We start from the raw sequence: 18,026 nt of genomic DNA on the forward strand, positions 1-18,026 counted from the left end.
TAAAGTACGGCCTTTTCCCCTATCCGGATGCTCCGGTTATGCCTCCCGCTACCAACAACCTGCGGCCGGCACCGTACCTTTTCGCCTCAATTTGGTTGTATACCTGTTGCATTTCTGACCTTTTATCAGGCCACCGACTGCTCCCTACCGGCCGGTGTCCCCGTACTCTTCGCCCGCTATGACGCTGGAGCAACTTAACAACTGGGTAAGTAAGCGCCCTACCCTGGCCGACGCCCTCGGCATTGAACTCACCGCCCTCACCGACGAGTACCTGGAAGGCCGCATGCCCGTGGATGGGCGCACCCACCAGCCCATGGGCTTGCTGCACGGCGGGGCCTCGGTAGCCCTGGCCGAAACACTGGGCAGCGTGGGCGCCGCCACCAAAATAGACCCTACCAAACAAGCCTGCGTGGGTCTGGAAATCAATGCCAACCACCTGAAAGGGGTGCGTGACGGCCACGTGATTGGCCGGGCCACGGCTTTGCACGTGGGCCGCAGCACGCAGGTGTGGGAAATCCGGATTACGCACGAGGAAACCGGGGCGCTGGTGTGCATCAGCCGCATTACCATGGCCGTTATTGACCTGCCGCAAGCCAAACCCCAGGCATGATTTCTTTGCAGCGGATTTCCTGGCAACCAGAGCTACCCGTACCCGACCGGCTGCGGCGGCTGGTGGCCCTGGCCCTAACCAGCGGCCGGCCGGTAGCTTTGTGGCGCCTGCCCAACACCCAGCACGCCCGGCTATGCTTGTGTTTGAAGGTTGATTCGGCCTACGCGGGTTTACCGCCGGCTCTGGAGCCTACCGCCCCGGCCGGTTTTGCTTTTTTTCCTTTCCGGGACTCCGACCACAACCCGCCGCTGTTCCTGCCCGCCGACCTGTTTTTTGACCTGGCCAAGCCCGAGGAAATTCAGGTAAGCCCCACTGCCGCATCCCGGTTGCCGGAGCTGCGCCAGCGGTTTGCCGCCCTTTCCGATACGGCCGAACTGCCGTGGCACGTAAGCCGGCAGCCGGTACCCGCCACCGCCTCACGCCCGGAGTATGAGGCGCTGGTAGCCGCCGGTGTGGCAGCCATTGAGGACGGCACGGTGCGCAAGGTGGTATCCAGCCGTGCCGTGCGGCAGCCATTACCGACCGGGTTTGATGCCTTGGCCGCGTTTGAGGATCTGCAAACCCGCTACCCGAATGCGTTTATCTCGCTGGTGAGTGCGCCGGGCGTGGGCACCTGGCTGGGGGCTACGCCCGAAGTGCTGGCGGAGGTAGATGAAACTCACGTGTTCCGGACGATGGCGCTGGCCGGCACCCAGCCGCTGCTGCCCGGCATGAAGCCCGCCACCGCCCGCTGGGCCGGCAAAGACCTGGAGGAACACGCCATGGTAGCCCGCTACATTGTGAACTGCTTCAAGCAGCTGCGCCTGCGGGAGTACGATGAGCAGGGCCCGCGCACCGTAACGGCCGGGCAGCTGCTGCACTTACGCACCGATTTTGCCGTGCAGCTCAACGAAGTACCCTTCCCTACCCTGGGCACCGATATGCTGCGGCTGTTGCACCCCACGCCCGCCGTGGCCGGCGTACCCAAGCAGCCGGCCCTGGATTTTTTGCGCCAGCACGAGGGCTACGACCGGGCCTACTACGCTGGTTTTCTGGGCCCCGTGAACCTACCCGACGCCGGTGTAGCTCGCCTGTACGTAAACCTGCGTTGCCTGCAGCTGCGGCCCCAGGAAGCCATCCTCTACGCCGGCACCGGCCTCACCATCGACTCAGAACCAGCCCGGGAGTGGCAGGAAACCGAGCTGAAGCTGCGTACCATTGGGGCTATTTTGGGGACGTAGTGTCCCTCCGCATCCGTACCATCTTGTCTATTCTTTTTACCGATGACCTTAGAACACGTTGCTATCTGGACCACACGGCTGGAGGAATTGCGCGGCTTCTACGAGCAGTTTTTTCAGGGGCATTCGAATGCCCGGTACCAAAACGCCGGCACTGGCTTTCAGAGCTACTTTCTGACGTTTGCCTCCGGTGCCCGCCTGGAACTTATGCAGCGGCCCGGTATTCCGGCCAACCAGAACACGCCGGCGGAGCAGTATCTGGGGCTGATTCATCTGGCTTTTGGCGTGGCAACCATGGCTGAAGTGGATGCCAAAGCCCAGGAGCTGCGGGCAGCCGGCTTCCCCATCCTCAGCGGCCCCCGCATCACCGGCGACGGATATTATGAGTTTGAAACCCTGGACCCCGACCACAACCGGCTGGAGGTAACCACGCCCTACGTGGCTTAATCTGCTATTCAATGTCCTCTTTACAAGCCGTTCATAATATCCCCGAAATCTGCGCCCAGCTGGGTATTACCGATGTGGTATTGTCGCCGGGTAGTCGGTGCGCGCCCTTGACTATTGCCTTTGCCCGTCACCCGGCCATTACGGTGCGCACGGTGCCCGATGAGCGGGCGGCGGCGTTTATTGGGCTGGGGCTGGCTCAAGCGCAGCGGCGGGCCGTGGCCTTGGTGTGCACTTCTGGCACCGCCGGCCTCAACTATGCCCCGGCCGTGGCGGAGGCCTACTTTCAGCAGATTCCGCTGGTGGTTTTCACCGCTGACCGCCCCCCGGAATGGATAGATCAGCTCGACGGGCAAACCATTCGTCAAACTGATTTATACGGGGCCCACGCCAAAGGCTCGTTCACTTTTCCCACCGAAACTGCCCACGCCGATGCGCAGTGGCACGCCACCCGCATTGTATCGGAAGCCATTGGCCTGGCAGAGCAATTTCCGGCTGGCCCGGTGCAAATCAATGTGCCGCTGCGGGAACCATTTTACCCCAAACAAGGCGAAGAGCTGCGGTATGAGCCCGTGCGCGTAACCCGGGAGCTGCCGGGCCGCCCGGTGCTGCCCACTGCCCAGTTGCAGGAATTACGCGCCGCCATTCGGAGCGCCAGCCGCGTGCTGGTGGTGGCGGGACAGCACCACCATGATGCCGATTTGCTACTGGCCGTGCGTCAGTTTGCGGCCACTTATCAGGTGCCGGTGGTGGGTGATTTGATTGCCAACCTGCACCTGCCCGCCGCCGCCGGCTACGACCAGCGCAACAGTCCGCTGGGCCGGCAGGACGTGTTTATGGCCGTGCCGGAAGCAGGTTTGAAAGAGGCGCTGAAACCGGAGCTGCTTATCACCTTCGGACAGTCGTTGATTTCCAAGGCGCTCAAACTCTACCTGCGCAACGCCAAACCAGCCGAGCACTGGCACATCCAACCCGCTGGAGCCGTAGCAGATACCTTCCAGTCTCTGACCAAAATTGTGCGGATGGAGCCGGCTGATTTCTTTGCGGAGTTGAGCAAGACAGCTAATGGTACAATAGATAGTATGGGACTCTCCGAAGCTCTTAATATAGGTTCGATTCCTAACGCAACCACACCTACTTATGCTACCGTGCAGGATGCCACCCGCGTAGCGCCCCGCCCGCAGCCGCTTGGGGAGCCGGTGCGCCTGACGTGGGCAGCTACTGACGCAGATGCCACGACTAAAGCCGCCTACCTCCGCCCCTGGCAGGCTGCCGAGAACTGGGCCACTGGCTTTTTACGGGAGTTTATGCAGCAGCCAAATCAGCCCTTTAACGAGTTTACGGCCATTCACCGCGCCCTGCAGCAGCTTCCTGACGGTGCGGCCCTACATCTGGCCAATAGCATGGCCGTGCGCTACGCCAACATTCTGGGCCTGCCCGCGGGCCGCTCGGTAGAGGTATTTGCCAACCGGGGGACCAGCGGTATCGACGGTTGCACCAGCACAGCGGTGGGCGCGGCCCTGGCCCGCCCCGACCGGCCCGTAGTGCTGCTCACCGGCGACGTAGCTTTCTTCTATGACCGCAACGCATTTTGGCACAATTACCCCACGCCCAACCTGTGCGTACTACTGCTGAACAACCACGCGGGCGGTATTTTCCGGCTTATTGACGGGCCCCGTCAGCAGCCGGAATTGGAGGAGTTTTTCGAAACCCGCCAGCCCCTGCGGGCCGAGAATACCGCCCGGGATTTTGGCCTGCGCTACCTGCCGGTTTCTACCTTTGCCGAACTAGAGTCGGCGCTACCGGCTTTCTTTGCAGCGGAATCCGGCGCGGCCCTGCTCGAAATAACCACCGACAGTCCCACCAACGCCGAGTTCTTTGAGCATTACCGCGCGGCGGTACGTTCATCATTTTCTACTTCACCAAGGTAACTGCCCCTCTCATGGCCGAACAACTTACCTGGACTCCCATCAAGGAGTTCCGCGAAATTCTCTTTACGCAGGCTGGCGGTATCGCCAAAATCAGCATCAACCGCCCGCAGGTGCACAACGCCTTCACGCCCCTCACGGTGCAGGAGATGATTGAGGCCATGGATATCTGCCGCAACCGCACCGATATTGGGGTGATTATCCTGACCGGCGAGGGTGGCAAGGCCTTCTGCTCGGGCGGCGACCAGAGCGTGCGGGGCCACGGCGGCTACGTGGGCGAGGACACCGTGCCCCGCCTGAACGTGCTGGACCTGCAAAAGATGATCCGCTCCATTCCCAAGCCCGTGGTAGCCATGGTGGCCGGCTGGGCCATTGGGGGCGGCCACGTGCTGCACGTAGTCTGCGACCTGAGCATTGCCGCCGATAACGCCCGTTTCGGGCAGACCGGCCCCAACGTGGGCTCGTTTGATGGTGGGTTTGGCGCTTCTTACCTGGCCCGCGTGGTAGGTCAGAAGAAAGCCCGGGAAATCTGGTTTCTCTGCGACCAGTACGACGCCCAGGAGGCCCTCGACATGGGTCTGGTAAACAAGGTAGTCCCCCTGGACAAGTTAGAGGAAACTACGGTGGCCTGGTGCCACAAAATCCTGGAGAAAAGCCCCCTGGCTCTGCGCATGCTCAAATCCAGCTTCAACGCCGAGCTGGACGGCCAAGCCGGTATTCAGGAGTTGGCCGGCAACGCTACCCTACTTTACTATCTCTCCGAGGAAGCCAAAGAAGGTAAAAACGCCTTCATTGAGAAGCGCAAGCCCGATTTCTCGAAGTATCCCAAGTTTCCGTAACCTCCCCGGACAGCCGCAAAAAGGCCCGTGCTACCTGCACGGGCCTTTTTTGTGTCTGTCCTATTTTGAGAATATACTATGTATAGATCAGCTCATGTATTGTACTATCATGTTGTCTTACAGCCCTGTAAATACCATACGCTGACTAGGTAATCATTTCCCGTATTGAAGAAGAGAACTATATCGGGAAACGCTTGCCTGAACACGGCAATTTTCAGAGGTTATGGCGTATGGATGGGCTAGAGCTTCTCGCTTAGCAGACCCTTACGAAGCTTAGTACCCTTGATTTGCCGTTTTTGCTATGGATATCCTACGACGCCATTGTGTTTCCACGTACGGGAATGGAACGCAGCCCCTGGTATTTGCGCACGGATTCGGCACTGACCAACACAGCTGGAACTATGTGGCTCCGGCCTTCGCCCCCAACCACCAGGTAATTCTTTTTGATTTGATGGGTGCTGGCTGCTCCGACTGCTCCGCCTACGATTTCAACCGCTACGACACCTTGGAGGGCTACGTAACCGATTTACTATCCTTGTTGCGGGCTCTGAATCTGCCCAAGGTAGTGTACGTGGGTCACTCCGTGAGTGGCATGATTGGGCTGCTGGCCGCCATTCGGGAGCCAGAGCTGTTTGAGCGGCTGGTGTTGCTGGCGGCCTCGCCGTGCTACGTCAACGATGGAGAATACGTTGGCGGGTTCGACCCCGGCGACCTGAAAGAGCTACTGGGCTTTCTGGACCGGGACTATCGGGCGTGGTCGCGGGCCATTGTGCCCTCGTTGATTGGGGGAGATATGCGCCCGGAGCTGCTGGATGAGCTGCTAACTAGCTTTACGCGGGTAGAGCCTGCCATTGCCCGGCAGTTTGCTTACGCCTCCTTCCTCTCTGATTACCGCGCCGTTCTGCCGTCAGTGCAGGTGCCTGCCCTTATTGTGCAGTGCGCCCAGGATACTGTGGCGCCAGCAGCGGTGGGCGAATACCTGCATTCCAACCTAGCCGGCAGCACGCTCAAAATTCTGGATACTGAGGGGCATTACCCGCACCTGAATGCTCCCGTAGCAACCATTGCCGCCCTAGACCATTATTTGCGCACGGCCTGAGAGAAGGGCCAGTGGTTAAGCACTATCGTTAGCTGGTCATTCAGGGCTTCTGCCTCGCGTGAAGCACCATCCGCAGTTGCCGTGCATGTTCTGGTGGTGTACCTTGCACCTGCCGCTACAAACCATGCCCGCGCCCCTGCCTCCGATGAAGCTTACCTACTTGCCTCTCTTATTAACTCTACTCTCAGGAGCTGCTCACGCCCAGACTACGCCTGCCGCCACTGCTACACAAACGGGCAGCCCTTCTACACCCAATCCTGGGCAGCCGGTTCAGGTAGTTCAGGCTTCCTGCGGGCAGTGCCGCTTGGGCCTGCCCGGCAAAAGCTGCGACCTAGCCGTACGCATCAATGGCCAGGCCTACTTCGTGGATGGCACCAACATCGACTCCCACGGCGACGCCCACGCCAAGGACGGCTTCTGCCAGGCCATCCGCCAGGCTGAGGTGCAGGGCGAAGTGGTGAACAACCGCTTTGTAGCTACCTATTTTCGGGTGTTGCCCAAGTCGAACCCGGCTAAGTAGCGGCCTTGTTATTTTCCAGCAGGCATTTCTGCTGCCGAAAGAGTGGCCTCCCCGGACTACTCTTTTTACTTTTTAGCGTAGTATCAACGCCTACCTATCGGCCTGACCTGATGGCAGCATCCTGGCCGGGCATCCGTATTTTCTTTCGCTATCCTCTAACTAACCTCTCGTATGAAGCGCGTTATCGGGTTTCTCCTGGACCTCACCCCGGCCCGGCGCCAGGCAGCAGCCCTCGAAAAGGCCAACTTGCGGATATATGGGGCCCGCAGCCTGGATTTCTATGACCTCACCAAGCCCACCCAGGTCCTGAGCCCTGTGCAAATCAGAGGAATGGCCGGGGGGCTGCCGCTGTTTTACTGGTCCGATGTGCCTATTGCCCTACTGGCCCAGCTCAAGCCCGACGAACTTGCGGAGCGTAAAGAGTCGATGGAGGAATGGTGGGGTATTGCCAACGCGGAGCAGGCGCTGGATATTCTGAACTGGCTGCAGCGGGAAGGCCACCGCCAGAAATTCAAAGCCCAACTCAAACACCAGTCCTTGCACTGGCGCCGGCAGTTTGCGGCGCACCCGTTGCCAGCCGTCCAGAGTGTTGAAAATATTGCTGCCTGGGATTACGTGCGCTCCGTGTGCGTAGCCCGCTGGTGCCACGATTACGGCTACCTCTCGTGGGAGCAGGTGTGGCCCTTTATTGACGTGGCCACCCGCCGGGCCCTGCGCGACTTTACCTCCTGGGAAAGCTTTGCCGCCAGCTTTTTGGCGGGCCGCCTTATGTGGTCACCCGAAAGCGACTCGCACGCGGAGCTGGCCGACATAGTGGCGTACCTGGTGAAGTCGCCGGACAGCCCCTGGCGGTACGTGGCCTGGCACGATTACCCGGCCCAGGCCACTATGTAAGCCAGCCGTTGCCGACAAACACGCCGTGCACCCTGGATACTAGAATATGGAGCCGTAGGCCTCACAGCCGGCACACCACCCGAAGAAGTTACGCAGCCGCTCACTTTTGGCTTGCTTCTTCAGCTGCTTCCGGGCACGCCGGGCCGCCGCGGCGGCGGAGTCCTGCACCGGAGCGGCTACCTCGCTTCTGAGCGTGAGGTAACGCCGGAACACAAACGTTCTGACCAGAACAAACGGACTGGATACGGTGGGATGCATGGCGGCTGACGGTTGGTGACGCAGGTAATATACAATTTTAACTACCTCAAAGTCAAGGCACAGGCTGGTATGTTTACTCCGAGGCAGGATTTTCGTACGCACAAGTGGTTCTAGCGACATCTATCTTGCCGCGCCTTTACCCACTTCCCCTATGACTTCCGATACCGCACTGCTCCCCGACTCCCTATTGCTTAATGGCCGCGAATTTCGCTACCAGGATATTCAGCAATACCCGGCCCGCGCCCCCCAGGAGCTGAACGGGTACGAGGCGCGGGTGCTGGATTTTGTGCGGCAGTGGCTGAACGGGGCCCAGGAGTTTGGGCTGCGCACCTCGGGCTCCACAGGCCAACCCCAACTGATTCAAATGAAGCGGCGGCAGCTGGAAGCCTCGGCCCGCCGCACCGGCGACTACTTTGACCTAGGCCCCGGCGACCGGATGCTGGTGTGCCTGAACTGCGAGTTTGTGGGCGGGCTGATGATGCTGGTGCGCGGCCTGGAGCGGCGCATGCACCTGACCATTGTGGAGCCCCACGCCGACCCGTTTGCCTTGGTGCCGGCGGCGGCTGAGTTCGACTTCACCTCCTTTGTGCCCCTGCAGCTGCGGGCCGTGCTGGCGGCCGGGCACGCTTCGCGCCTCAACCGCCTCAAGGGCATTCTGGTAGGCGGCGCGGCCGTGGAGAAAAGTCTGGAAAAAGAAATTCAACAGCTGCGGGTGCCCGTGTACGTTACCTACGGCATGACGGAAACGGCCTCCCACATAGCTCTGCGCCGCCTCAACGGCCCCAATGTGCAGCCCAGCTACCGCGTGCTGCCGGGCATTGAGGTGAGCCAGGATGCGCGCGGCTGCCTCACGGTACGCGCCGATGTAACCAAAAACCACCTGGTTACCACCAACGACCGGATTGCCCTGGCTCCGGATGGCCGCAGCTTCGAGTGGCTGGGCCGCGCCGACTTCGTCATCAACACCGGGGGAGTGAAGGTGCAGGCCGAGAAGGTGGAGCAGGTATTGGAAGTGGCCCTGACGGAGCTCAGCCTGGACCGCCGCGCTTTTGTAGCCGGTCGCCCCGATAAGCGCCTGGGTGAGCAGGTAACCGTTTTCCTGGAAGGCCCGAAGCTGGCGGCAGCCCAACAGGAACACCTTATGCAGCTGCTCCGCCAGCGCCTTGACAAGTATGAAGTGCCGCGGGAGCTGGTGGCGGTACCCGAGTTTCGTACCACTGCTTCGGGCAAACTAGACCGCCTGGGCACACTCCGCACTGTAAAGTAGACGCGCGCACGTTCCCGCAGCTGCCCTTATCCTCGTTTCAGCCCTTTTTGGGTGAATAAGGGCTCGTGCCCGCGTACTACTTTGATGAAGTCGCCGAGGAAGAGCTTGACCCGGCCGAAAAAGATGTAGCCGCTGATTTGATCTTCGGGTAGTGCGCCCGAGGCAAACACCTGCCGGTAGCCGGTGCCAGCCCCCAGCCCCACCCACCGGAAAATGCGGTAGTGCGCAGCCACGGAGGGCTCCACCAGATACAGAATCTGGTTGTTGGTTCGCTCCACTCCCCCATCAGGAAAGGTGTATTTGGTGTAGTAGTTGCCAACGCCCACTTGCAGCGGCAGGCTCAGCTCCCAGCGCGGGTTGCCAATGAACACGTACTCCCCGTAGCCCGCCACGTAACGGAAGCGCACTTCGTCGCGGGTACCGGCGGGGGTGCCTATCGGCTGGGGCACGCGGGTAGGCACGCCCCCCGACAGACGGTATATGCCCAGGCCCGCTCGCCAGCGCCCGCGCCACTCAATTCCGCCCTTCACCCCGTTGATGCCCACCACTTTGCCATTGAGAATGGAGAAGCGCTGATCGAACTGAAATACGGCCCGGCGGTGCGACTGGCGCACAAACGTACTGTCATCTGCCCCCAAGGCGGGGCTATCAGCCAGGGGCCGGGCCCAGGCTGAACCGCCGGCCAGGGCCAGGGCCAGGGCAGCCCCGAGCAATACGCTACGCAAACAAGCATCTTCCACGGCCCAAAGGTACGACGGAGCGCCCCAGGAGTTACCGGTTCGCCCCAGCCGTTTTCCGGTTCACCCCCAGCCACGCGCAGTTCACCCAGAATCAGGCGGGTGGTGCGGAAGCTTTCCTGCATGTTTACAACACCAAACCAACCACGCGGCGCATGGCTTTCACTCCCGATTTTCTGTTTTCCCTGGCTAACCCGCTGGCCCTGCTGGGCTGGGCCCTGCTGGTGCTGGCTCCGCGCTGGCGCTTCACCCAAAAACTAGTGCTTAGCGGAGTGCTCCCACTCGTGCTGGCGGGCAGCTACGCGCTGCTCATTGGTAGCCATTATCTGGGCCCACACGCCCAGGAAGGCGGGTTTAGCTCTCTGGCCGAAGTAGATGCGCTATTTCGCAACCCTTGGGCCCTGCTGGCGGGTTGGGTGCACTATCTGTGCTTTGATCTGTGCCTGGGTATTTGGGAAAGCCTGGATGCCCGCCGCCGCGGGGTACCCCACCTGCTGCTGGTACCCTGCCTGCTTTTCACATTTCTGCTGGGGCCGGTGGGCCTGCTGCTGTACGCGGCGGCGCGGCGCTTTGGGGCCCGTTCGGAGTTGGTTTCCCACGTTTAATCTCGCCGGTTATGTCTACTGCCCTACCTCTGCCTACCAATTCGCTGGCCCTTCACCCAATTAGCACCTGGCTACGGACGCTGCACCGCGCAAACCCAGTGTTGAGCGTTGCCGGCTGGCTGCATGTTGCGCTGTTTGGCGTGGCGCTGGTATTGCTGCCGCTGGACGCGCGCGTGGTAACGGGCGCACCTGTGTGGTTGAAGCCGCTCAAATTCTCCTTGTCCGTGTTGGCTTACGCCTGGACGCTGGGCTGGTTGCTGGCCACTTTACCACACGTAACCCAGCGGGCCGTGCGCCGCATCAGTTGGGGCGTGGCCATCAGTATGGTAGTTGAAATCGGCTGTATTTTTCTGCAGGCGGCCCGGGGCACCACCTCCCACTACAATGTGGCCTCCTTCTTCGACATCGTGGTGTTTCAGTTGATGGGCGTGTTTATTGCGGTGAATACCGTGCTTACCGTGGCGGCCCTGTACTTGGTGTGGCGGCACCGCCCGCACGGTCCGGCTAGCTACGTGTGGGGCGTGCGGCTGGGGCTGCTGGTGTTTCTGGTGGGCTCGGTGCTGGGCGGCGTTATGATTGGCCTGAACCGCCACACGGTAGGCGCGCCCGACGGCGGCCCCGGCCTGCCCGGCCTAGGCTGGAGCACCCGCGCCGGCGACCTGCGTATTGCCCATTTTTTGGGTATGCACGCTCTACAAGCCTTGCCCCTGCTGGGCTGGTGGCTCAGCCGCCGAGTACCCCAACGGGCCGTAGCGCTTACCTGGCTGGGTACTTTGTTGTACACGGGTGCAGTGGCGTTGCTGTTCAGCATGGCTATGCACGGGCTACCGGTGATGAGACTGTGAATTCGTGAAGGGAGCAGTAAGAAGAACGTCATTCCGAGCAACGCGAGGAATCTCGCGTGCTGACGTTGTTGCTACTATTCAATGGAGCGGTAGAGATGTTTCGGTTTCTTGCTTGATGCGCAACATGCTCAACATGATGGTTAGAGCATGTTTGGCAACGTCAGCACGCGAGATTCCTCGCGCTGCTCGGAATGACGTTCTTTAGACTTCATCACATCACAACTTTACCACTTCTCCGTCTTATTTCAACCCGGCAAATTTTCGGCGAATAATATCCTGCACGGGCACATTTTCAATCTTGCTTTCCAGCCAGGAAATAATGTCTAGGTACAGGAAGGGGCGCCGTTCATAGGGGTCTTCGGCAATGACAATCAACTCGTTTTTCAGCTTGATGAAGGCGTCTTTCAGTTGAGAAGGAGCCACGTTACCCAGGTTCCGCAAAAACCGGAAGATAGCCTCCTGCATCTGCTGCTGGTCGTTCATTTTGCCCAGGAAACGGTACACCGAGCGCACCTGATATTCCAGCGCCTCGTCGCGGCCGGCTTCGTAGTGCGCAATCAGGTTCAGAATGCGGGCAAAGCACTGGATGTCCTCGCGCAGGTTGGCCTCTTTGAAATAAATCACCCTTTCGAGGTACTCAATGGCCTTGGTGGACTGCCCACTGCCGAAGTACAGGCTGGCAATTTTGTAGTAGAACACCAAGCGCCGGTGCGAGTCGAGCTGCATACGGTACCGCTCCAGGTTTTCCAGCAGCTCCGGCACCAGTTGCAGCCCCTCCGTAAACTCGCCGCGCATGAAGTAGCCGTTGAGCCGGTTGGTGTAGATGTACAGGAACAGCAGCGCGTCAATATTAGGATTGGTGCGCCGGTCGGGGTTGGCGGCATATGCTTCTAGCTGCTCCAACACCTCCGCAAACCGACTGTAGTACAACATGTTGTATGTCGTAATCAGCACGTTGTGCACGCCTTTGATGTAGAGCATGGGCTGCTGCTCACACATCAACTGGTTATGCTCATACAGGTCTACCCATTTCTGCGCGTACCGGTAGCACTGCCGGAAATTCTGCGTGATGGTATAGTACCACACGTGGGCCTGGTAGAAGTATAACTGCTCGAAGAAGCTGGCTTGCCGGGGCTCCAGGGCGGGCAGACCCTCCCGGAAATAAGCGGTAATCTTCTCGTAATCCTGCTGGTTGCGGGTGTGCCCGATTTTGAGGTAGCGCCCATACATGCGCAGGGCCAAGTTCGACAGCTCATGCTCCCGGCCCACGTGCGCTACCGTATCAGTGGCTTCATCGGACAGTTGCCGGGCTCGCCCACGAATACTTCGAGTAATATACTGGCCTTCAATGAGTTTCTCAAAATCCAGCGCCAGCAACACAATATGGCGCAGCTCGGCTTGCTGGGCCGTGGCTTTTACTTTTTCCAGCATGCGCAGGCTGTGCTGGTACAGCCCCCGGTTATACAGCACCCGGGCATAATCCAGCTGCTCGTGCAGCTGAATATCGAGGTTGTGGCCGGCGTGGTACATACGCAGACTGGAAAGCAGCTGCTTGTACAAATTTGCCTTTAGATTGGCCATTTGCACTTTTTTGATAGCCGGCACCTGTTGCAGCACCCGTTCTTCATCGTACCGCTCCTGCCCATCCAAGGCGTCAAACAACTGCAGAAACTTCAGTCCCTCGGCTGAGCCCTGGCGGTTGGCAAACAGCCGGAAATGCCGCTTTTCGGTGCGGGTCAGCGACTTTATCAGCTGAAAAACTGGGTCAGTACTTTCGTTGGGCATTGTACAAAGTCAAAAATTAACCTTTTGATTTAATGATACTTATACAACAAAAGTGATTTTCTAGAAATAGTAGGGCTATTGGAAAGAAGTTTTCAGCCGCTGAACCTGAGCTAGTACTTCGCAGCTGTATTTCAGCCCAAAGATGCTATGTCAGCTCACTTCTCCACCTCTTTGTCCACACTATTTTCTGCATTTGCCGGAGCTGGCTGGCGGGCCACCATTCTTACGGCCACGCCCAACGGCCAAACCATAGCCGGCTCCTACGCCCTGCTTCGAATAGAATCAAACCAAGGCTCGTCGGTAGTGCGGCCTGCATCGCCCGCATTTCCCTTCCTGCTCCGCTAGGCGGCCCGCAGGCGGTTCCTCCGTTTGTCAGTTGTACCACGCTCATGTATTACTCCCCTGATACCATCGCCTTTCTGGATGGCGAGTTCGTACCGGCCGCGCAAGCTACGTGCGGCGTGTATGCCCAATCGTTGCACTACGGCTATGCCGTGTTTGAGGGCATTCGGGCCTACGCAACGCCGGCCGGCACCCGCATTTTCAAGGATGAGGAGCATTATGAGCGTCTGCATTATTCATGCAAGGCTATTGGCCTACCGCTGCCATATTCGGTAGAAGAGCTTACGCGCATCAGCTACGAAGTGCTGGAGCGCAACGGCCTGACCGATGCCTACATCCGGCCGCTGGTGTTTGCCGGCGCGCCCAACATGAGCCTAAAAGCGGCCAGCACCAGCAACGTGCTGGTGGCCGTGTGGGAATGGGGCAAGTACCTCGGCGACCAAAGCCTGCGCCTCACCGTCTCGCCCTACGAGCGGCCCAACCCTAAGGCGGTGCCTATTGAAGCCAAGGTGGCGGGGCACTACGTCAACTCCATCATTGCCAGCACCGAGGCCAAAGGCCGGGGCTACGACGAGGCCCTGCTGCTGGACATGCACGGCCACGTCGCCGAAGGTCCCGGAGCCAACTTCTTCTTTGAGCGCGACGGGGAGCTGGTTACGCCCCCGGCTGGCAGCATCCTGCGTGGCATCACCCGCAACACCATTATCGACCTGGCCCGCGAGGCCGGCATCACCGTCACGGAGCGGTTCTTCGGCCCCGAGGAGCTGCGCACCGCCGAAGCCGCCTTCATGACCGGCACCGCCGCCGAGGTTATCGGCGTGGCCTCGGTGGATGACGTGGTATTCGAGCGCCCCTTCCAGCAAACCATCGGCGGCATGCTGGCCCAACACTATCAGGCGCTGGTTACGGGCCAGTCGGTGAGAACGGAGAGGTTAGAGGTGAGAGCCTAGAACTGAGAGCTTTTGGCAGCCGCGCAACTGGCCCACCCTCTCTACCCACAACTTCAGCAACGACGAGACGCGAAGTGTCGCGTCTCTACAACCGCCGCCCCCCCGCCCGAACGAAGCGGCAGAGATGCTTCGCGGAGCTCAGCATGACGTGCTGTAAACATTCAGCACATTTTCCACATCAGCACATTCCCCCACATGGCCCTCAACAAATACAGCTGCATTTACACCCAGGATGACAGTCTGCCGGCCTCGCAGGCTATGCTGATTGGCTCCGGCATTGCGGAGGCCGATTTGCGCAAGCCATTCGTGGGTATCTGCTCCACGGGCTTCGAGGGCAACACCTGCAACATGCACCTCAACCAGCTGGCCGACGCGGTGAAGCTGGGCGTGCAGGAGCAGGATTTGGTGGGGCTGCGCTTCAATACCATCGGTATTTCGGATGGCATCACCAACGGCACGCCGGGCATGCGCTACTCGCTGGTGTCCCGGGAAATCATTGCCGATTCCATTGAGGCCATGGCCGGGGCCCACAACTACGACGCCCTGGCCTGCGTGGTGGGCTGCGACAAAAACATGCCCGGGGCTCTCATTGCCATGGCCCGCCTCAACCGCCCCAGCCTGATGGTGTACGGCGGCACCATCCGGGGCGGCACGTTCAAGGGGCAGCAGCTCAACATTGTGTCGTGCTTTGAGGCCTACGGGCAGAAACTGCAGGGCCAGATTTCGGACGAGGACTACCGCGGCATCATCCGCAACGCCTGCCCGGGGCCGGGGGCTTGCGGGGGCATGTACACGGCCAACACCCTGGCCGCCGCCATCGAAACGCTGGGCCTGAGCGTGCCCTACTCCTCGTCGGCCCCGGCCGAAAGCGCCGAGAAGCAGCAGGAGTGCCGCAGCACCGGTGCCTACCTGCGCCGCCTGCTGGAGCTGGACCTCAAACCCCGCGACATTCTGGTGCGCGAGGCCTTCGAAAACGCCATGGTGGTGACTACCGTGCTGGGCGGCTCCACCAACGCCGTGCTCCACCTCATGGCCATTGCCCACGCCGCCGGCGTGCAACTCACGCTCGAAGACTTCCAGGCCGTGAGCGACCGGACGCCGGTGCTGGCCGACCTCAAGCCCAGCGGCAAGTATCTGATGGAGGACCTTTCGCAGCGGGGCGGGGTGCCGGCCGTGCTCAAAACCCTGCTCAACGCCGGCCTGCTCCACGGAGACCTGCTGACCGTGACGGGGCGCACCCTGGCCGAGAACCTGGCCGACGTGGCCCCGCTGGGCCCTGAGCAGGACATTCTGCGTCCCGTCAGCAACCCCATCAAGCCCGATGGCCACATTCAGATCTTGTACGGCAACCTGGCCCCCCGGGGCGCGGTGGCCAAGATTACCGGCAAGGAAGGCACCCGCTTCGCCGGCCCGGCCATCGTGTTCGATTCCGAAGAGGAGCTGAACGAGGGCATTGTGCAGGGCCTGATTCAGCCGGGCCACGTAGTCGTCATTCGGTACGTGGGGCCCAAGAGCGGGCCGGGCATGCCCGAGATGCTCAAGCCCACGTCGGCCATCATCGGGGCCGGGCTGGGCGACAAGGTGGCCCTGCTAACCGACGGCCGCTTTTCGGGCGGTACCCACGGCTTCGTTATCGGCCACGTGAGCCCCGAGGCCTACGACGGCGGCCCGCTGGCCCTGGTGGAAAACGACGACTGGATTACCCTGGACGCCGCCGCCAACACCATCGACGTGGCCCTGAGCGACGAACAGCTGGCCCTGCGCCGCCAGCAGTGGCAGCAGCCCGCGCCCCCGGTCAGCCAGGGCGTGCTGCTGAAATACATCCGCACCGTGAGCGACGCCAGCCACGGCTGCATCACCGACTTAGCCGACCACCGCCATGTTCCCGAACCCGCAGCTTCAATCCGCGCCAGCCTCGCCTGAGGCCCTGGCCGCCCCGCAGGTATCCGGGGCCGTGGCCCTGTTGCAGGGCCTGGTGGCCGAAGGCGTGGATACCGTATTCGGCTACCCCGGCGGGGCCATCATCCCCATTTACGATGCCCTGTACGATTTTCAGGAGCAGCTGAACCACGTGCTGGTGCGCCACGAGCAGGGCGGGATTCACGCCGCCCAGGGCTACGCCCGGGCCTCGGGGCGGGTGGGTGTAGTGTTTGCCACCAGCGGCCCCGGCGCCACCAACCTGGTCACCGGTCTGGCCGATGCTCAGATTGACTCCACCCCGCTGGTGTGCATCACGGGGCAGGTATTCGCGCATCTGCTGGGCACTGATGCCTTTCAGGAAACCGACATTCTGAACATCACCACGCCCGTTACTAAGTGGAATCACCAGATAACGGACGCCCGGGATATTCCGGCGGCGCTGGCCAAGGCCTTCTACATTGCCCGCAGCGGCCGGCCCGGCCCGGTTTTGCTCGACATCACCAAAAACGCCCAGCTGCAGCTGTTCGAGCACGCCGGCTACGAGCCCTGCACCCACATCCGCAGCTACCGGCCCCGGCCCGTGGTGCGCCCCGAGTACGTGCAGCGCGCCGCCGAGCTCATCAACCAGGCCCAGTGCCCGTTGGTGCTCTGGGGCCAGGGTGTGCTGCTGGGTAGCGCGGAAGCCGAGTTCCGGGAGTTTATCGAGAAAAGCGGGATTCCGGCGGCCTGGACGATTCTGGGGGCCGGGGCCTTGCCTACCGGCCACCCGCTGAACGTGGGCATGCTGGGCATGCACGGCAACTACGGCCCCAATGTACTCACCAACGAGTGCGACGTGCTGGTGGCCATCGGCATGCGCTTCGACGACCGGGTGACGGGCCGCCTCGACAAATACGCCCGCCAGGCCCAGGTCATTCACCTCGACATCGACCCCACCGAAATCGACAAGAACGTGACGGCTACCGTGCCGGTGTGGGGCGACTGCAAGGAAACCCTGCCCCTGCTCACGCAACTGGTAGCCGCCCGCCAGCACCCCGCGTGGCGCCAACGCTTCCGCGACCATGACGCCGAGGAAGTGGCCGCCGTGATTCAGGACGAGCTGTTCCCGACCCAGGACGGGCTGACCATGGGCGAGGTGATTCACCAGCTCAATGAGCTGACCCAGGGCGAGGCCATTATTGTGACCGACGTGGGCCAGCACCAGATGGTGGCCTGCCGCTACGCACGCCTCAACCACCCGCGCCTGAGCATTACCAGCGGCGGCCTGGGTACCATGGGTTTTGCGCTGCCGGCCGCCATCGGGGCCAAGTACGGCGCACCCCGCCGTACAGTAGTGGCTGTCATCGGCGACGGGGGCATTCAGATGACGATTCAGGAGCTGGGCACTATCATGCAAACCGGCATCGAGGTGAAGATCCTGCTGCTCAACAACCAGTTTCTGGGTATGGTGCGGCAGTGGCAGGAGATGTTCCATGAGCGGCGCTACTCCGCCGTGGAAATTGCCAGCCCCGACTACGTGACGGTAGCCAACGGCTACGGCATTGCCGCCCGCCGCGTGGAGCACCGCCCCGACCTGGAATTCGCCCTACGCCAGCTGCTGGAACACCCCGGCTCCTTCCTGCTGGAAGTGCGCGTCACCCGCGAAAACAACATCTTCCCGATGGTTCCCCAAGGCTGCGGCGTGGGCGAAATCCGGCTGCGCTAGGACAATTGTAGAGACGCGACACTTCGCGTCTCGGCGTCCGCGCCATTGGGTTCGGCAGCAG

The 18,026-nt window shown here is 61.1% G+C and carries 18 protein-coding genes; 15 read left to right on the plus strand and 3 right to left on the minus strand.

Annotated features, from left to right (window positions below):
* Window positions 1–178: 178 nt before the first annotated feature.
* The 8 genes from ABIB60_RS17520 (at window position 179) to ABIB60_RS17555 (ending at window position 7,551) form a co-directional block, all read left to right on the plus strand.
* On the plus strand, window positions 179–610 hold the full coding sequence (locus ABIB60_RS17520) for a hotdog fold thioesterase (RefSeq protein ID WP_315999813.1): 432 nt from the start codon (window positions 179–181) through the stop codon (window positions 608–610).
* Window positions 607–1,830 (plus strand): chorismate-binding protein, encoded by a 1,224-nt coding sequence (locus ABIB60_RS17525; protein ID WP_354581751.1) that lies wholly within the window; start codon window positions 607–609, stop codon window positions 1,828–1,830. The genes ABIB60_RS17520 and ABIB60_RS17525 overlap by 4 nt, the downstream gene beginning before the upstream one ends.
* Before the next feature lie 42 nt (window positions 1,831–1,872).
* Complete coding sequence (locus ABIB60_RS17530; protein WP_354581752.1) at window positions 1,873–2,274, plus strand: VOC family protein; 402 nt, start codon at window positions 1,873–1,875, stop codon at window positions 2,272–2,274.
* 11 nt (window positions 2,275–2,285) lie between these two features.
* Window positions 2,286–4,202, plus strand: a complete 1,917-nt coding sequence (menD, locus tag ABIB60_RS17535) for a 2-succinyl-5-enolpyruvyl-6-hydroxy-3-cyclohexene-1-carboxylic-acid synthase (RefSeq protein ID WP_354581754.1) — start codon at window positions 2,286–2,288, stop codon at window positions 4,200–4,202.
* Window positions 4,203–4,213: 11 nt separating this feature from the next.
* Window positions 4,214–5,038, plus strand: coding sequence for a 1,4-dihydroxy-2-naphthoyl-CoA synthase (gene menB, locus ABIB60_RS17540; protein ID WP_354581756.1), 825 nt, complete (start codon window positions 4,214–4,216; stop codon window positions 5,036–5,038).
* A gap of 301 nt (window positions 5,039–5,339) precedes the next feature.
* Window positions 5,340–6,137 carry an alpha/beta fold hydrolase gene (locus ABIB60_RS17545; RefSeq protein WP_354581758.1) on the plus strand — a complete coding sequence of 266 codons (798 nt, stop codon included), beginning with the start codon at window positions 5,340–5,342 and terminating at the stop codon, window positions 6,135–6,137.
* 58 nt (window positions 6,138–6,195) lie between these two features.
* On the plus strand, window positions 6,196–6,657 hold the full coding sequence (locus ABIB60_RS17550) for a DUF6370 family protein (protein WP_354581759.1): 462 nt from the start codon (window positions 6,196–6,198) through the stop codon (window positions 6,655–6,657).
* Between the two features lie 171 nt (window positions 6,658–6,828).
* Window positions 6,829–7,551, plus strand: a complete 723-nt coding sequence (locus ABIB60_RS17555) for a DUF1266 domain-containing protein (protein WP_354581761.1) — start codon at window positions 6,829–6,831, stop codon at window positions 7,549–7,551.
* 39 nt (window positions 7,552–7,590) lie between these two features.
* Here ABIB60_RS17555 and ABIB60_RS17560 read toward each other — a convergent pair whose 3' ends face one another.
* Window positions 7,591–7,809 carry a hypothetical protein gene (locus tag ABIB60_RS17560; protein ID WP_354581762.1) on the minus strand — a complete coding sequence of 73 codons (219 nt, stop codon included), beginning with the start codon at window positions 7,807–7,809 and terminating at the stop codon, window positions 7,591–7,593.
* Window positions 7,810–7,960: 151 nt separating this feature from the next.
* Here ABIB60_RS17560 and ABIB60_RS17565 point away from each other — a divergent pair, with 151 nt between their 5' ends.
* Window positions 7,961–9,076 carry an AMP-binding protein gene (locus ABIB60_RS17565; RefSeq protein WP_354581764.1) on the plus strand — a complete coding sequence of 372 codons (1,116 nt, stop codon included), beginning with the start codon at window positions 7,961–7,963 and terminating at the stop codon, window positions 9,074–9,076.
* 26 nt (window positions 9,077–9,102) lie between these two features.
* On the opposite strand, the gene ABIB60_RS17570 is transcribed toward ABIB60_RS17565, so the two are convergent.
* The gene (locus tag ABIB60_RS17570; RefSeq protein ID WP_354581765.1) at window positions 9,103–9,816 is read right to left on the minus strand and encodes a hypothetical protein; all 714 of its coding nucleotides are present in this window, start codon (window positions 9,814–9,816) and stop codon (window positions 9,103–9,105) included.
* Window positions 9,817–9,968: 152 nt separating this feature from the next.
* Here ABIB60_RS17570 and ABIB60_RS17575 point away from each other — a divergent pair, with 152 nt between their 5' ends.
* Window positions 9,969–10,418 (plus strand): ABA4-like family protein, encoded by a 450-nt coding sequence (locus tag ABIB60_RS17575; protein WP_354581766.1) that lies wholly within the window; start codon window positions 9,969–9,971, stop codon window positions 10,416–10,418.
* Between the two features lie 11 nt (window positions 10,419–10,429).
* Window positions 10,430–11,263 carry a hypothetical protein gene (locus ABIB60_RS17580; RefSeq protein ID WP_354581768.1) on the plus strand — a complete coding sequence of 278 codons (834 nt, stop codon included), beginning with the start codon at window positions 10,430–10,432 and terminating at the stop codon, window positions 11,261–11,263.
* Window positions 11,264–11,503: 240 nt separating this feature from the next.
* Here ABIB60_RS17580 and ABIB60_RS17585 read toward each other — a convergent pair whose 3' ends face one another.
* On the minus strand, window positions 11,504–13,048 hold the full coding sequence (locus tag ABIB60_RS17585) for a hypothetical protein (RefSeq protein ID WP_354581769.1): 1,545 nt from the start codon (window positions 13,046–13,048) through the stop codon (window positions 11,504–11,506).
* A gap of 171 nt (window positions 13,049–13,219) precedes the next feature.
* On the opposite strand from ABIB60_RS17585, the gene ABIB60_RS17590 reads away from it, so the two are divergent.
* The 4 genes from ABIB60_RS17590 to ilvB all read left to right on the plus strand — a co-directional run bounded on the left by ABIB60_RS17590 (window position 13,220) and on the right by ilvB (window position 17,965).
* A complete protein-coding gene (locus ABIB60_RS17590) occupies window positions 13,220–13,393 on the plus strand; it encodes a hypothetical protein (RefSeq protein ID WP_354581771.1) in 174 nt (57 codons plus the stop codon).
* Window positions 13,394–13,437: 44 nt separating this feature from the next.
* Window positions 13,438–14,340 (plus strand): branched-chain amino acid transaminase, encoded by a 903-nt coding sequence (locus ABIB60_RS17595; RefSeq protein WP_354581772.1) that lies wholly within the window; start codon window positions 13,438–13,440, stop codon window positions 14,338–14,340.
* A gap of 195 nt (window positions 14,341–14,535) precedes the next feature.
* Window positions 14,536–16,263, plus strand: a complete 1,728-nt coding sequence (gene ilvD, locus ABIB60_RS17600; protein WP_354581774.1) for a dihydroxy-acid dehydratase — start codon at window positions 14,536–14,538, stop codon at window positions 16,261–16,263.
* Window positions 16,220–17,965, plus strand: coding sequence for a biosynthetic-type acetolactate synthase large subunit (gene ilvB / locus ABIB60_RS17605; protein WP_354581776.1), 1,746 nt, complete (start codon window positions 16,220–16,222; stop codon window positions 17,963–17,965). Before ilvD ends, ilvB begins: the two co-directional genes overlap by 44 nt.
* The last annotated feature ends 61 nt before the right edge of the window (window positions 17,966–18,026 follow it).

It is taken from the genome of Hymenobacter sp. UYP22, from assembly GCF_040547285.1.
GTDB lineage: Bacteria > Bacteroidota > Bacteroidia > Cytophagales > Hymenobacteraceae > Hymenobacter.

Bases quoted from the DNA above. Each gene is read 5' to 3' on its own strand.
- ABIB60_RS17520 (WP_315999813.1), top strand. From the start codon at position 179: ATGACGCTGGAGCAACTTAACAACTGGGTAAGTAAGCGCCCTACCCTG.
- ABIB60_RS17525 (WP_354581751.1), top strand. From the start codon at position 607: ATGATTTCTTTGCAGCGGATTTCCTGGCAACCAGAGCTACCCGTACCC.
- ABIB60_RS17530 (WP_354581752.1), top strand. From the start codon at position 1,873: ATGACCTTAGAACACGTTGCTATCTGGACCACACGGCTGGAGGAATTG.
- menD (WP_354581754.1), top strand. From the start codon at position 2,286: ATGTCCTCTTTACAAGCCGTTCATAATATCCCCGAAATCTGCGCCCAG.
- menB (WP_354581756.1), top strand. From the start codon at position 4,214: ATGGCCGAACAACTTACCTGGACTCCCATCAAGGAGTTCCGCGAAATT.
- ABIB60_RS17545 (WP_354581758.1), top strand. From the start codon at position 5,340: ATGGATATCCTACGACGCCATTGTGTTTCCACGTACGGGAATGGAACG.
- ABIB60_RS17555 (WP_354581761.1), top strand. From the start codon at position 6,829: ATGAAGCGCGTTATCGGGTTTCTCCTGGACCTCACCCCGGCCCGGCGC.
- ABIB60_RS17560 (WP_354581762.1), bottom strand. From the start codon at position 7,809: ATGCATCCCACCGTATCCAGTCCGTTTGTTCTGGTCAGAACGTTTGTG.
- ABIB60_RS17565 (WP_354581764.1), top strand. From the start codon at position 7,961: ATGACTTCCGATACCGCACTGCTCCCCGACTCCCTATTGCTTAATGGC.
- ABIB60_RS17575 (WP_354581766.1), top strand. From the start codon at position 9,969: ATGGCTTTCACTCCCGATTTTCTGTTTTCCCTGGCTAACCCGCTGGCC.
- ABIB60_RS17580 (WP_354581768.1), top strand. From the start codon at position 10,430: ATGTCTACTGCCCTACCTCTGCCTACCAATTCGCTGGCCCTTCACCCA.
- ABIB60_RS17585 (WP_354581769.1), bottom strand. From the start codon at position 13,048: ATGCCCAACGAAAGTACTGACCCAGTTTTTCAGCTGATAAAGTCGCTG.
- ABIB60_RS17595 (WP_354581772.1), top strand. From the start codon at position 13,438: ATGTATTACTCCCCTGATACCATCGCCTTTCTGGATGGCGAGTTCGTA.
- ilvD (WP_354581774.1), top strand. From the start codon at position 14,536: ATGGCCCTCAACAAATACAGCTGCATTTACACCCAGGATGACAGTCTG.
- ilvB (WP_354581776.1), top strand. From the start codon at position 16,220: ATGTTCCCGAACCCGCAGCTTCAATCCGCGCCAGCCTCGCCTGAGGCC.